The sequence below is a fragment of the Sphingomonas sp. JUb134 genome (genome assembly GCF_004341505.2).
GTDB lineage: Bacteria > Pseudomonadota > Alphaproteobacteria > Sphingomonadales > Sphingomonadaceae > Sphingomonas.
Genome location: NZ_SLYP02000001.1, coordinates 2,754,636 through 2,767,610, shown reverse-complemented (window position 1 = coordinate 2,767,610; position 12,975 = coordinate 2,754,636). Strand labels below are relative to the sequence as shown.

The 12,975-nt window shown below is 68.6% G+C and carries 12 protein-coding genes and 1 other annotated feature; of the genes, 2 read left to right on the top strand and 10 right to left on the bottom strand.

Annotation, left to right across the window (positions count from 1 at the left end; genetic code table 11):
* Positions 1-54: 54 nt before the first annotated feature.
* The 3 genes from EDF69_RS12815 to EDF69_RS12805 all read right to left on the bottom strand — a co-directional run bounded on the left by EDF69_RS12815 (position 55) and on the right by EDF69_RS12805 (position 2,353).
* Entirely contained in the window at positions 55-1,548 is a 1,494-nt protein-coding gene (locus EDF69_RS12815; protein ID WP_132884138.1) for a SulP family inorganic anion transporter, read from the bottom strand.
* Positions 1,549-1,614: 66 nt separating this feature from the next.
* Positions 1,615-1,670 (bottom strand) — a sequence feature (sul1 is cis-regulatory element that is thought to sense ions involved in sulfur or methionine metabolism; They are found in Alphaproteobacteria).
* Between the two features lie 151 nt (positions 1,671-1,821).
* Complete coding sequence (locus EDF69_RS12810) at positions 1,822-2,103, bottom strand: SWIB/MDM2 domain-containing protein (RefSeq protein WP_125962299.1); 282 nt, start codon at positions 2,101-2,103, stop codon at positions 1,822-1,824.
* A gap of 58 nt (positions 2,104-2,161) precedes the next feature.
* Complete coding sequence (locus EDF69_RS12805) at positions 2,162-2,353, bottom strand: hypothetical protein (RefSeq protein WP_132884137.1); 192 nt, start codon at positions 2,351-2,353, stop codon at positions 2,162-2,164.
* A 142-nt stretch (positions 2,354-2,495) separates the two neighbouring features.
* On the opposite strand from EDF69_RS12805, the gene folE reads away from it, so the two are divergent.
* Positions 2,496-3,119: a GTP cyclohydrolase I FolE gene (folE, locus tag EDF69_RS12800; RefSeq protein ID WP_132884136.1), complete on the top strand. Its 624-nt coding sequence runs from the start codon at positions 2,496-2,498 to the stop codon at positions 3,117-3,119.
* Positions 3,120-3,347: 228 nt separating this feature from the next.
* Here the strand turns inward: folE and leuA are convergent, their stop codons facing one another.
* The 6 genes from leuA to miaA all read right to left on the bottom strand — a co-directional run bounded on the left by leuA (position 3,348) and on the right by miaA (position 10,616).
* Positions 3,348-5,018, bottom strand: a complete 1,671-nt coding sequence (leuA, locus tag EDF69_RS12795) for a 2-isopropylmalate synthase (protein WP_132884135.1) — start codon at positions 5,016-5,018, stop codon at positions 3,348-3,350.
* Between the two features lie 265 nt (positions 5,019-5,283).
* On the bottom strand, positions 5,284-5,895 hold the full coding sequence (locus EDF69_RS12790; RefSeq protein ID WP_339538453.1) for a YceI family protein: 612 nt from the start codon (positions 5,893-5,895) through the stop codon (positions 5,284-5,286).
* Positions 5,896-6,186: 291 nt separating this feature from the next.
* Positions 6,187-7,206, bottom strand: coding sequence for a ketol-acid reductoisomerase (gene ilvC, locus EDF69_RS12785; RefSeq protein WP_125962288.1), 1,020 nt, complete (start codon positions 7,204-7,206; stop codon positions 6,187-6,189).
* 83 nt (positions 7,207-7,289) lie between these two features.
* On the bottom strand, positions 7,290-7,805 hold the full coding sequence (gene ilvN, locus EDF69_RS12780; protein ID WP_125962287.1) for an acetolactate synthase small subunit: 516 nt from the start codon (positions 7,803-7,805) through the stop codon (positions 7,290-7,292).
* A 53-nt stretch (positions 7,806-7,858) separates the two neighbouring features.
* Positions 7,859-9,604 (bottom strand): acetolactate synthase 3 large subunit, encoded by a 1,746-nt coding sequence (locus EDF69_RS12775; RefSeq protein ID WP_132884134.1) that lies wholly within the window; start codon positions 9,602-9,604, stop codon positions 7,859-7,861.
* Positions 9,605-9,686: 82 nt separating this feature from the next.
* A complete protein-coding gene (gene miaA / locus EDF69_RS12770; protein ID WP_425336639.1) occupies positions 9,687-10,616 on the bottom strand; it encodes a tRNA (adenosine(37)-N6)-dimethylallyltransferase MiaA in 930 nt (309 codons plus the stop codon).
* Here miaA and serB point away from each other — a divergent pair.
* Positions 10,615-11,496 carry a phosphoserine phosphatase SerB gene (serB, locus tag EDF69_RS12765; protein WP_132884150.1) on the top strand — a complete coding sequence of 294 codons (882 nt, stop codon included), beginning with the start codon at positions 10,615-10,617 and terminating at the stop codon, positions 11,494-11,496. The two genes, miaA and serB, sit on opposite strands and share 2 nt — an antisense overlap.
* 316 nt (positions 11,497-11,812) lie before the next feature.
* Here the strand turns inward: serB and EDF69_RS12760 are convergent, their stop codons facing one another.
* Positions 11,813-12,829, bottom strand: a complete 1,017-nt coding sequence (locus EDF69_RS12760) for an SPOR domain-containing protein (protein WP_132884132.1) — start codon at positions 12,827-12,829, stop codon at positions 11,813-11,815.
* Positions 12,830-12,975 lie beyond the last annotated feature (146 nt).

Genomic DNA, 12,975 nt, shown 5'->3' with positions numbered 1-12,975 from the left:
CTGCCGCCGCTCGGCCGACATTGCGACCGCGGTTTCGGAGCTGCCTCGCGAACCTCAGTGCGGCACCGCGCCCAGTTCGACGCCGGTCTTGTCGTGGAGGGCGAAGCGGTCGACCAGGTCGGCGCTCGCGCGGTTGTAGCCGATCACCTCGACCTCGCGGCCGTCGCGGCGCAGGCGGGCGACGATCTTGTCGAGCGCGCCGACCCCCGAGATATCCCAGAAGTGCGCCGCGGAGACGTCGATCACCACGCGGGCGGCGCTGTCCTCCGCCTGGAAGGCGCGGGTGAAGCGATCGACCGAGGCGAAGAAGATCTCGCCCTGGACGCGGTAGGTGGCGGTGCCGTCGATCCCGGCCTCCCGCTCGACCGAGAACATGCGCCGGACCTTCCCGGCAAAGAAGATGCCCGACAGCAGCACCCCCGCCAGCACGCCGCCGGCGAGGTTGTGGGTGGCGACGACCACCGCGACCGTCACCAGCATCACCGCCGAGGAGGTGGGCGGGTGGCGGCGCAGGTTCAGGAGCGAGTTCCAGCTGAAGGTCCCGATCGACACCATCACCATCACCGCTACCAGTGCCGGCATGGGGATGCGGCCGACGATGGGGCCAAGCACGGCGAGCAGGAACAGCAGGAAGGTGCCAGCGGTGAAGGTCGACAGGCGCTTGCGCCCCCCGGAGGTGACGTTGATCACCGACTGGCCGATCATCGCGCAGCCGCCCATGCCGCCGACCAGTGCGGCTGCGATGTTGGCGCCGCCCTGGCCCATGCACTCGCGCCGCTTGTCGCTGTCCGTGTCGGTCATGTCGTCGACGATCTGCGCGGTGAGCAGCGATTCGAGCAGGCCGACCGCGGCCATGGTGAGCGAATAGGGGAGGATGATGCGCAGCGTCTCCCAGGTGAGTGGCACGTTGGGAAGCGCGAAGCTCGGGAGGCCTTCCGGCAGCTTGCCCATGTCGCCCACGGTGCGGACCGGCAGGCCGAGCGCGATGCTGATCGCGGCGAGCACCAGGATGGCGACGAGCGGGGAGGGTACCGCCTTGGTCACGCGTGGTACCAGGTAGATGATGGCGAGGCCGGCTGCGACCATCGCATAGGTATGCCAGGTGACGCCGACGAACTGCGGCAGCTGCGCCATGAAGATCAGGATCGCGAGCGCGTTGACGAAGCCGGTGATGACCGAGCGCGAGACGAACTGCATGAGCAGATCGAGCCGCAGCAGCCCGGCGACCATCTGGATCAGCCCCATCAGGATGGTGGCGGCGAACAGATATTCGACGCCATGGTCGCGGACCAGCGGGGTTACGACGACGGCGACCGCGGCGGTGGCGGCCGAGATCATGCCCGGGCGGCCGCCCAGGAACGAGATCACGATCGCGATCGCGACCGAGGCATAGAGGCCGACGCGCGGATCGACGCCGGAGATGATCGAGAAGCCGATCGCCTCCGGGATCAGGGCCAGAGCGACGACGATGCCGGCGAGCACGTCGCGGCGCGCCTCTGCAGCGCTGGTGAACCATTCGGTCCGGAAGCGGGAAACGGGGTTGGTCATGTCAGAAAACCACGGGCAGGCACATGGCGCCGCACGTTGCGCGGCGTCTTCGCGGTCCATGTGATCTGTTGTCCGGCGGATCGGCGGCCGGAATAGCCACCCGGGATTGCACCGGGTCCTTGCGAGTTGCGCTGCCACCTAGTGGCGCGATCCCGCGGATGCAAGCCCGCGCCGAAGGGGCGAAAGGCAGCGGCTGGAGGAAACGGGAGCCGGCAGCTGGTGCCGGCGGAATGGCTGCGGAGCCGTCCGGATTGCCGGACGGCTCCGACAGGCTCAGCTCATGTGCGCGTTGAGCAGCTTGTTCATCTCGAACATGGAAGCCTTCTTCTTGCCGAAGAGCTTCTCGAGCGTCTCGTCCGCCAGGATCTCGCGCTTGTCCTGCGGGTTCTGCAGGTCGTTCTTCTTGATGTATTCCCACATCTTGCTGACCACCTCGCTGCGGGGCAGCGGGTCCTTGCCGGTGATCTTCGCCAGGTCTTCCGACGGCGTGACGGGCTTGGCGATACCGCCGCGAGCGGCGCCGGTCTTTGCGGTCGTGGTCGAAGTCTTGGCCATTCTGGTTCTCCTTATATCCTGCGGTCCGAACCCTTGGGTCGCCGCCTGGTTGCCTTGCTTATGCGCGGTTTGGGGAGGCTTGTCGCTTGTGAAGATGGTGCGGCACCACCGGGACATCGTGCAGGATCGGCGCGTGGCGGGCGACGTGCGCGTGCGCATCGCTCGCGAGACCCCCCGGTTCGCTCGCCGGCCTGCCGTGCTCCATGGTGCCGATGCGTCCGTCCTCCCCCTGCGCCACGCGGCCCGCCATGGCCGCGGTTCCCTTTTGCGCGACGAGGAATTAACGCTGCCTTCTTCGAGACGTCAACGCGGTGTGCGCCGGGCGCGACGTTTTGTGGCTCCGGCGAGGTGCTTTGTGCCGGCCGAGGGCATGACCGGCCAAGGGAAGTAGAATGCAAGCCGACAATCCTGCGACCGTCGACGGCGACCTGGTCGCGCCGCAGCCCAAGCTGCCCGTGCCCGACGAGGTGGCCGACGCGATCCGCACGCTGATCCGCTGGGCCGGCGACGATCCCGAGCGCGAGGGGCTGCTCGATACGCCCAAGCGGGTGGCGCGTGCCTGGAAGGAATATTGCCAGGGCTATGGCGAGGATCCGGCGCATCACCTGTCGCGCACTTTCGAGGAGGTGGGCGGCTATGACGAGATCGTGCTGCTGCGCGACATCCCGTTCCAGTCGCATTGCGAACACCACATGGCGCCGATCATCGGCAAGGCGCACATCGCCTATCTGCCCAAGGACCATGTCGTGGGCATCTCCAAGCTGGCGCGCGTGCTGCACGGCTTCGCCCGTCGGCTGCAGGTGCAGGAGCGGCTGACCGCGCAGGTCGCCGACTGCATCTGGGATCGGCTGGCGCCGCGCGGCGTCGCGGTGGTGATCGAGGCGAGCCATGCCTGCATGACCGCACGCGGCGTGCGTACGCCGGGGGTCACGATGACGACCAGCCGGATGATGGGCGTGTTCCGCGACGACGACCGCAGCCGCAAGGAAGTGCTGGCGCTGATGGGGCTGGGGTAGGCCCGGACCGTACTCCCGCGCAGGCGGGAGTCCAGGGTTGCGGAGCGGAGCGCCTGTGGCCCTGGGCTCCTGCCTGCGCAGGAGCACGAGTGGGCCGAAGCTTGAACCGAACCGTACCCCGGCGGAGGCCGGGGCCCAGGTGCGGTGGTCTGGCTGGTCTGGCGCGCCCTCGCGAGGCCTTCCCACCTGGGCCCCGGCCTTCGCCGGGGTACAGGACGCGGCGGGAGGTTAGGCCGCGACGCGATTGGCGGCGCTGAGCGCCGCGCGAACCGTCGCCGTCGCCACGTCGGCGTCGATGCCGGCGCCGAACACGCGGGTGCCGTCGGGCAGCGTGCATTCGAGATAGGCCGCCGCCTGCGCATCAGAGCCGTTGCCGATCGCGTGCTCGCTATAGTCGACCACGTCGAGGTCGATGCCGCAATCGTCGCGCAGTGCCGAGAGCAGGCTGGAGAGCAGGCCGTTGCCCTTGCCCGAGATCGACCGCGTCTCGCCGTCGAGCCGCAGCTGGCCCACAAAGGTCCGAGCCTGGCCGGCGGCACCATGGCTTTCCGAATAATCGACCAGCTCGAACCGGTCGCCGCTGCTCGGCAGGTACGCCGCCTCGAACGCGCCCCAGATGTCGGCGGCGTTCAGTTCGCGGCTGGTCTCGTCGGCGACGCGCTGGACGTGGCGGCTGAAGTCGGCCTGCATCCGCTTGGGGAGCTTCAGCCCCTTGTCCTGCTCCAGCACCCAGGCGACGCCACCCTTGCCCGACTGCGAGTTGACGCGGATCACGGCCTCGTAGTCGCGGCCCAGGTCGGCCGGGTCGATCGGCAGATAGGGCACGTCCCACAGGCCGTCGTTGCGCTGCGCCTGGGCCGCGAAGCCCTTCTTGATCGCGTCCTGGTGGCTGCCGGAAAAGGCGGTGAACACCAGCTCGCCGGCATAGGGGTGGCGCGGGTGGACAGGCAGCTGGTTGCAATATTCGACGGTGTTGATGACCTCGTCGATGTTGGAAAAATCCAGGCCGGGATCAACGCCTTGCGTGTACATGTTCAAGGCGAGTGTCACGAGATCGCAGTTGCCGGTGCGCTCGCCATTGCCGAACAGGCATCCCTCGACGCGGTCGGCACCGGCCATCAGGCCGAGCTCGGCGGCGGCGACGCCGGTGCCGCGGTCGTTGTGAGGGTGGAGGCTGATGATGACGCTGTCGCGGTTCGGCACGTTGCGGCAGAACCACTCGATCTGGTCGGCATAGACGTTGGGGCTCGCCGCCTCGACCGTCGCCGGCAGGTTGAGGATCAGCGGCTTTTCCGGGGTGGGGCGCAGCACGTCCATGACGGCCGCGCAGACTTCGACCGAGAAGTCGAGTTCGGCGGTGGAAAAGGTTTCCGGCGAATATTCGAAGCGCCAGTCGGTGTCGGGGCGCTTGCCCGCCTCGTCGCGCAGGATCTTGGCGCCGGTGATTGCGATCTCGCGCACCTCGTCGCGGCTCATGCCGAACACGATGCGGCGCCAGGCGGGGGAGACGGCGTTGTAGAGGTGGACGATCGCGGTGGGCGCGCCCTCCAGCGACTGGAAGCTCTTCTCGATCAGGTCGCGGCGCGACTGGGTCAGCACCTGGACGGTCACGTCGTCGGGCACGCGGCCGTTGCGAACGAGGCCGGAGATGAAGTCGAATTCGGTGGCGCCGGCGGAAGGGAAGCCGACCTCGATCTCCTTGATGCCCACCTTCACGAGCAGGTCGAAGAAGCGGGTCTTCTTTTCCGCATCCATGGGGTCGATCAGCGCCTGGTTGCCGTCGCGCATGTCGGTCGACAGCCAGCGCGGCGCGCGGGTGATGGTCTGCGACGGCCACTGCCGGTCGGGCACGTCCACCTGGGGGAAGGGGCGGTATTTGGTCGAAGGATCGCGCAGCATCGCAGCCTCTTTGCAGGTCGCCCGCGCGCAAGCAGCCGCGGGGCGTCGTTCAGCGGTTCGGTCGGAAGAAAGCAGCCCTTAGGGGCCACGCACGCACGCGCGACACGCCCCTAAGGGCGGATAAGTCGAAGAAGGCGCAGTGCTGCGATCACGGCTGCCGTCATGGCCCGTGGGGGAGGGCTTGTCCAGCCGCTTTGACGCGAGCGCGAAACGATCCGGGAGAGGGGGGGAAGGGGGCGCGATGCTGCGCCCCCTCCAGGGATGCTCAGGCCTTTTCGAAGGCGACGGTGATGTCGAGTTCGACCTCGTCCGACACGGCGGGGATGCCGTAGGTCATGTTGAAGTCGGAACGCTTGAGGACCGCGTCCGCCTCGAAGCCGATGGTCTCCTTCTTCGACATCGGGTTGGCGCCGGCGCCGGTGAAGCGGGCGTTGAGCACCACGGGCTTGGTGACGCCGTTCAGCGTCAGGTTGCCGGTGATCGCCGCGCGCGTGCCGTTCACCTTCACCGCGGTAGAGGTGAAGCGCGCGGTGGGCGTGGTTTCCGCGTTGAAGAAGTCCTTGCTCATCATGTGCTTGGTGAGCCCGGCGCTCGCGGTGGTGAGCTTGTTCACCGGGATGGTGATGTCGAGCTTGGCGGCCGCCGGCTGCTTGGGGTCGAGCACCAGCGTGCCCTCGGCGTCGCCGAAGATGCCGAAATAGTCGTTGAAGCCCAGGTGGTTCACGCGCCAGCCGATCAGCGTGTGGCCGGGATCGGTCTTGTAGGTGCCGCCGGTGACGCGGCTGACGTCGGTGGTGCCGGGGATCGCCATCTGCTGGGCGACGAGCGGGGTGGCGACGACAAGGGCGGCGCCGGCAAGGATCAGGGGCATGCGCATCGGAAGGTCTCCACCAACGAAAAAGGACGGCGGATTTGTCTGCCGCCGTCCCCTCGCTGTCAAACCAGCCAATGCGAAACGGGTCGTTTCGCGGGCGTTCGGTTTCTCGCCCCCGCTGCCCGCCAATCTCCCCTGTTCCGTTTGCCTCGAGTAGCCGTCGAGCTTGTCGAGACGGCGTATCGAGAGGGCGGCGCTTGCGGCTCTCTCGATACGGGCTCTAGACAAGCTCCATCCCTACTCGAGACGAACGGGGACAGGGACGGGAGTGCTCGCGCGCTCCCGTCTGACCCCTCAGTTCTTGTCCTTGTCCACCAGCTTGTTGGCGCCGATCCAGGGCATCATCGCACGCAGTTCGCTGCCGACCTGCTCGATCTGGTGGCGCTTGGCCGCGCTGCGGCTGGCCTTGAGCTCGGGCTGGCCGGCGCGGTTGTCGAGCACGAAGTCCTTCACGAACCGGCCCGACTGGATGTCGGCGAGCACGCGCTTCATCTCCTTCTTGGTCTCTTCGGTGATGATGCGCGGGCCGGTCTTGATGTCGCCGTACTCGGCGGTGTTCGAGATCGAGTAGCGCATGTTGGCGATGCCGCCCTCGTACATCAGGTCGACGATGAGCTTGAGCTCGTGCAGGCACTCGAAATACGCCATTTCGGGGGCGTAGCCCGCCTCGACCAGCGTCTCGAAGCCGGCCTGGACCAGCGCGGTCGTGCCACCGCACAGCACCGCCTGCTCGCCGAACAGGTCGGTCTCGCACTCTTCGCGGAAGTTGGTTTCGATGATGCCCGAGCGGCCGCCGCCGACGCCGGAGGCATAGGCGAGCGCGATGTCGTGCGCGTTGCCGGATGCGTCCTGGTGGACGGCGATCAGGCAGGGGACGCCGCCGCCGCGGACATATTCGGAGCGCACGGTGTGGCCCGGACCCTTGGGGGCGATCATGATGACGTCAACGTCTGCCGGCGGCTCGATCAGGCCGAAGTGGACGTTGAGGCCATGGGCGAAGGCGAGCGCCGCGCCGGGACGCAGATTGCCCTTGATGTCCGCGTCATAGACGGCGGCCTGGTGCTCGTCGGGCGCCAGGATCATGAGGATGTCGGCCCAGGCGGCGGCTTCCTGGTTCGGCAGCACCTTGAAGCCCGCGTCCTCGGCCTTCTTGGCGCTGGGCGAGCCGGGGCGGAGCGCGATGGCGATGTTCTGCACGCCGCTGTCGCGCAGGTTCTGCGCATGGGCATGGCCCTGCGAGCCATAGCCCAGGATCGCGATCTTTTTGTTCGACAACAGGTTCAGATCGGCATCGCGATCATAGTAAACGCGCATGTTCTTCCCTTTCGGTTCGGTCTTGTGCGCCCCCGCGGGGCGGTTTGGTTCTGCGTTCCTGCCGCTGCAGGAGCGGGATGGGATCAGGCGGCTTCGCGGCCGCGGGCGATGGCGACGATGCCGGTGCGGGCGACCTCGACCAGGCCGACTTCGCGCATCAGCTCGATGAAGGTGTCGACCTTGCCGGTGCCGCCGGTCACCTCGAACACGAAGCTGGAGATGGTCGCGTCGAGCACCCGCGCGCGATAGACTTCGGCCAGGCGCAGCGCCTCGATGCGGTGCTCGCCCGAGCCGACCACCTTCACGAGCGCCAGCTCGCGTTCGACGTGCGGCCCGAGCGCGGTCAGGTCGACCACCTTGTGCACCGGCACCAGCCGCTCGAGCTGGGCGATGATCTGCTCCATCACCGGCGCGGAGGCGGAGGTGACGATGGTGATGCGGCTGATGAGGTCGTCTTCCGAGATGTCGGTGACGGTCAGGCTCTCGATGTTGTAGCCGCGCGCCGTGAACAGCCCGGCGATGCGCGCCAGGATGCCGGGTTCGTTGTCGACGATGATGGCGAGCGTGTGCCGCTCGCGCACTTCTTCCTTGATGTGCATGGTTCAGCCGATCCGGTTGAAATCTGTGGGAAAGAGGGGAGGCGGTGCCGGTGTCAGACCAGCGCCTTGGCCTCGTCGTCCATCTCGCCCGATACCTCGCTCGCCCACAGGATCATCTCCGTGTGCGCCGCGCCCGAGGGGATCATCGGGAAGCAGTTGGCGAGCTTCGACACCCGGCAGTCGACCACCACCGGCCCGTCATGGGCGAGCATCGCGTCGATCCCGGCGTCGAGGTCGTCCGGGTGTTCGATGCGGATGCCCTTCCAGCCATAGGCCTCGGCCAGCTTTACAAAGTCCGGCAAGCTTTCGCTGTAACTCTCGGAATAACGGCCCGAATAGGTCAGCTCCTGCCACTGGCGGACCATCCCCATATATTCGTTGTTGAGGATGAAGATCTTGACCGGCAGGCGATACTGGGTCGCGGTCGCCAGCTCCTGGATGTTCATCTGGATCGAGGCCTCGCCGGCGATGTCGATCACCAGCGCGTCCGGATCGCCCAGTTGCGCGCCGATCGCCGCGGGCAGGCCGTAGCCCATGGTGCCGAGACCGCCGGAGGTCAGCCACTTGTTCGGCGCCTCGAACCCGAAGTGCTGCGCGGCCCACATCTGGTGCTGGCCGACCTCGGTCGAGATGATCGGCGCGCGGTGCTTGGTCGCTTCGTACAGCGCGCGGATCGCACGTTGCGGCATGATTTCGTCGGCGCGATCCTCGAAATCGAGGCAGTGCTTGGCGCGCCAGCCGGCGATGCGGGCGAACCATTCACTCAGGTCCGGCGTGGGATAGGCCCGCGCCTTCCAGAGCTCGATCATGGCTGCGAGCGCGCGGCCGCAATCGGCGACGATCGGCAGGTCGACGCGCACGTTCTTGTTCACCGACGAGCGATCGATATCGACGTGGATCTTGCGGCTGTGGGGGCTGAACGCGTCGAGCCGGCCGGTGACGCGATCGTCGAAACGGGCGCCTAGGCAGACGATCAGGTCGGCCTGGTTCATCGCCAGGTTCGCCTCATAGGTGCCGTGCATGCCGAGCATGCCCAGCCACTTGTCCGACGACGCGGGGAGCGCGCCCAGGCCCATCAGCGTGGAGGTGACCGGGGCGCCGGTGATCGCCACCAGCTCGCGCAGCAGCTGCGACGCCTCAGGCCCCGAGTTGATGATGCCGCCGCCGGTGTAGAAGATCGGGCGCTCGGCCGCGGCCAGCATCTCGACCGCCGCCTCGATCGCGGCCGCGTCGGGCTCGACCTGCGGGCGATAGGTCTTGTGCTGGATCGGGCCCGGCGCGCTGTAGCGCGCGGTTGCGACCTGCACGTCCTTCGGGATGTCGATCACGACCGGGCCGGGGCGGCCGGAGGTGGCGATGTGGAACGCCTCGTGCACCACCGAGCCCAGGCGCTCCGGGTTCTTCACGAGATAGTTATGCTTGGTGCAGTGGCTGGTGATGCCGACCGTGTCCGCTTCCTGGAACGCGTCGGTGCCGATCAGCCCGGTCGGGACCTGGCCCGTGATGACCACCATCGGGATGGAATCGAGCAGCGCGTCGGTGATGCCGGTGACGGCATTGGTCGCGCCCGGACCCGAGGTGACCAGCACGACACCGGGCTTGCCGGTCGAGCGGGCATAGCCCTCCGCCGCATGGGTCGCCGCCTGTTCGTGGCGGACCAGGATGTGGCGGATCTTCGACTGCTTGAAGAGCGCGTCATAGATCGGAAGCACCGCGCCGCCAGGATAGCCGAACACGAGCTCCACGCCGAGATCGACCAGCGCCTCGACCAGGATTTCGGCTCCGCTTTTCTCGACCACGTCACGTCCTCCTTACTTCGCAGCTGCAGCAGCAGCCTCTCGGACGCAGGCCGCCTACCGACAGGAAAGCAAGGATGCAAGGCTAGTTGGACAACTTTTGTTCAAAAAAACCTTCTGAGTCGCATGATTCCATCGCGTCGGCGCGGCGCCAGTCGGCGGGCGGCTGGTTGCGGAACCAGGTGTATTGGCGCTTGGCATATTGGCGCGTGGCGAGGCGGCTCTCGGCAAGTGCCTGTTCCCGGCTGATTTCGCCCCGGAGAAAGGCGGCGATCTGCGGCACCCCGATGGCGCGGCGCACGGGTGCGTCCGGGCTCAGGTCCTCGCGGGCGAGCAACGCCGCCACTTCCTCGACCGCGCCGCCTCCGAACATCGCTTCGAGCCGCCGGTCACAGCGCTCGACCAGCCACGCCCGGTCGGGAAGCAGGATCAGCGGCACCGGGTCAATGCGGCCGGCGATGCCGCCTTCGCGCGCGGCCTGCCACTCGGCGAGCGGCCGGCCGGTCGAGCGCACCACCTCCAGCGCCCGAGCCACCCGCGTCGTATCGCTCGCGCGCAGCCGCTCGGCCGCCTGCGGGTCGAGGCGCGCGAGCGCGGCGTGCGCCTCTGCCACGGGGAGCGCGCGAACCTCTGCGCGGATGGCCGGGTCGATCTCCGGGACCGGGGCGATGCCGTCCAGCAGCGTGCGCAGGTACAGGCCCGTGCCGCCGACCAGCACCGGCAGCCGTTCCTCGGCCAGCGTCGCGTCGATCGCCGCGCGCGCCTCTGCGGCCCAGCGGGCGGCGGAATAGTCCTCGCCGCCATCGACATGGCCGAACAGGCGGTGGGGAACCCGCGCCTCTTCTTCGGCGCTCGGGCGGGCGCTCAGCACGCGCAGGTCGCGGTAGACCTGGGCGGAGTCGGCATTGATGACGGTGCCGCGGTGGCGTTCGGCGACGGCGATTGCCAGCGCGGACTTGCCGCTGGCGGTCGGCCCTGCAATGAGCGCGACCTTCGGCAAAGGGGTATGCACCATGTTCATCGCGACGCTGATAGCAGCCGAACGCATCGGCGCAGGCGATATTTCGGCAGCGGCGGACCGGCTGGCGGCGGCGGGCTGTGCGCCTAGTGCAGTCGCCTGGATCGAGGAAGGACGCGCGGCGGACGTGCCGTTCGCGCACGGGCCCGATCTCGCCCGCGGCGTGCTGGAAGGCGCCTTTGCGGGCACCGACGTGGTGGTGCAGCCGGCGGAGGGCCGTGCCAAGCGGCTGCTGATCGCCGACATGGATTCGACCATGATCACGGTCGAGTGCATCGACGAACTCGCCGACTATGCCGGCATCAAGCCGCAGATCGCCGAGGTGACCGAGCGGGCGATGCGCGGCGAGCTCGACTTCGCCGCTGCGCTGGACGCGCGGGTGGCGCTGCTCAAGGGATTGGGCGAGGACGCGATCGAACGCTGCCTTGCCGAACGTGTGCGGATCACGCCGGGCGCCGAGGCGCTGGTGAAGACGATGCGCGCCAACGGAGCGGAGACGATCCTGATCTCGGGCGGCTTCACCCGCTTTGCCGAGCCGGTCGCGCGCCAGATCGGTTTCGGTCGCGCGATCGCCAACCGGCTGATGATCGCCGACGGCGTGCTCGACGGGACGGTGGCGAAGCCGATCGTGGACTCGGCGACCAAGGAAGCGACGCTGGTCGAGGCGGTCGCGACGCTCGGGCTCGATCCGGCCGGGACGCTCGCGGTGGGCGACGGGGCCAACGACCTGGCGATGATCCGCCGGGCCGGGCTGGGGGTCGCGTTCCGTGCCAAGCCGATCGTGGCCGCGGCGGCGGGCGCGCGGATCGACCATGGGGATTTGTCGGCGCTGCTTTACGCGCAGGGCTATGCGCGGGATCGCTGGGTGCTGGATTAAGAGACCGTACCCCGGCGAAGGCCGGGGTCCAGTCGCGGGCGGTGGCGCGTAGCGCGGTAGCGCGCAACCATCGGATCTTTCCCAACTGGGCCCCGGCCTTCGCCGGGGTACAGTAAGGGGGTTCAACCCGTTCGGTCGCCAGGGCTACGCCGCGTGGCGATTGGGGCTCTGGGCTCCTGCCTTCGCAGCAGCACGGTTGCGGGGAGGGTGCGCCTGCAAGTGAAGAGGCGTACTCCCGCGCAGGCGGGAGTCCAGGGTTACCGGGCGCTGCGGCCGCGGCTTGCCTTGCGCTTGCGTCAGCGCAGCGCGGCCCGCGTCAGCGTTTCACCGGGAGGCAGGACTTGACCGCGGAGCAGGCGCGCGTGGCCTCTGCGCTGGAGGCGTAGGGGCCGACCAGCAGCTTGGTGACAGCGCCGGCCTGGACATATTCGGGCGTGCGGCCCGGGAACTTGGCGCGGACCTGCGACCACAAGGCTTGGGCGCCGCCGCTCTCGCGGAAAGCGCCGAGCTGGACGCGCCAGCCGCCGCTGGTGGCGGTAGCGGCGGTCGGCGTCGCGGGGCGGGGGGACGCCACCGTAGCCGGGCGAGCGGCCACCGTAGTCGCCGCCGCCGCGGGTGCCGTCCGCACAGGAGCAGGGGCTGATGCGGTCCGTACCGGAGCCGGCATCGCCGGTGCAGTCCGGGGAGGTGCCGCAGCGGCGGTGCGCGCCGGGGCCGCGGCTGCTGTCGGCGCTGCCGCAGCGACCGCGGTGGCGGTCACCGGCGCGCGTGCCGCCTGCGCCTCGATGGTGCGGGCCATCTCCAGCCCGCGCTGGCGATCCTGGAGCGAGACGTACTTGTCCATCTGCGCGAGGGTCTGCGACGCCTGCGGCAGCCCCGAACTGGAGGCGCGGGTCATCAGCGCATAGGCGCGGACCCAGTCCTTCGACACGGCGTCGCCGTTGAACAACATGGTGCCGAGCACGAACTGCGCACGCGCCTCGCCGCGGGCGGCGGATTGTTCGAGCCACTTGACCGCTTCCTGGCGGCGGCCGTTCTGGAACAGCGCCAGGCCATAGTTGGTCACCGCCTGCGGATGGCCTTGGGCGGCTGCCTTGGCATACCATTGCTCCGCCTGGGCGAGATCGGCGGGCACTCCGCGGCCGAGCTTGTACGCCTGCGCGAGGTTGAACTGGGCGTCCGGGTCGCCCTTCAGCGCCGGGCCGCGCCATTCCTTCACCGCGCGGGCGAAGTCGCCGCGGGTCCAGGCGTCCACCCCGTCCTTGACGTCGGCAAATGCCGGCTGGCCGAGCAGCAGCAGGGCTGCGGTCCCGAGAAAAAGCTTGGCTCGCATGGTCTTCATCCTTCCGCGTCGCTGCCCGCTTATCGCGGCAAGCACCCGGGCGCCACCCTCGCGGGCAATGCCGTGCGTGCGCGTGCGGGCATGCTCGTGCCGCCGCCATTAACCCAATCTTATCCGGAAACGGGACAGGTTGCGCG

Bases quoted from the DNA above. Each gene is read 5' to 3' on its own strand.
- EDF69_RS12815 (WP_132884138.1), bottom strand. From the start codon at position 1,548: ATGACCAACCCCGTTTCCCGCTTCCGGACCGAATGGTTCACCAGCGCT.
- EDF69_RS12810 (WP_125962299.1), bottom strand. From the start codon at position 2,103: ATGGCCAAGACTTCGACCACGACCGCAAAGACCGGCGCCGCTCGCGGC.
- EDF69_RS12805 (WP_132884137.1), bottom strand. From the start codon at position 2,353: ATGGCGGGCCGCGTGGCGCAGGGGGAGGACGGACGCATCGGCACCATG.
- folE (WP_132884136.1), top strand. From the start codon at position 2,496: ATGCAAGCCGACAATCCTGCGACCGTCGACGGCGACCTGGTCGCGCCG.
- leuA (WP_132884135.1), bottom strand. From the start codon at position 5,018: ATGCTGCGCGATCCTTCGACCAAATACCGCCCCTTCCCCCAGGTGGAC.
- EDF69_RS12790 (WP_339538453.1), bottom strand. From the start codon at position 5,895: ATGCGCATGCCCCTGATCCTTGCCGGCGCCGCCCTTGTCGTCGCCACC.
- ilvC (WP_125962288.1), bottom strand. From the start codon at position 7,206: ATGCGCGTTTACTATGATCGCGATGCCGATCTGAACCTGTTGTCGAAC.
- ilvN (WP_125962287.1), bottom strand. From the start codon at position 7,805: ATGCACATCAAGGAAGAAGTGCGCGAGCGGCACACGCTCGCCATCATC.
- serB (WP_132884150.1), top strand. From the start codon at position 10,615: ATGTTCATCGCGACGCTGATAGCAGCCGAACGCATCGGCGCAGGCGAT.
- miaA (WP_425336639.1), bottom strand. From the start codon at position 10,616: ATGGTGCATACCCCTTTGCCGAAGGTCGCGCTCATTGCAGGGCCGACC.
- EDF69_RS12760 (WP_132884132.1), bottom strand. From the start codon at position 12,829: ATGCGAGCCAAGCTTTTTCTCGGGACCGCAGCCCTGCTGCTGCTCGGC.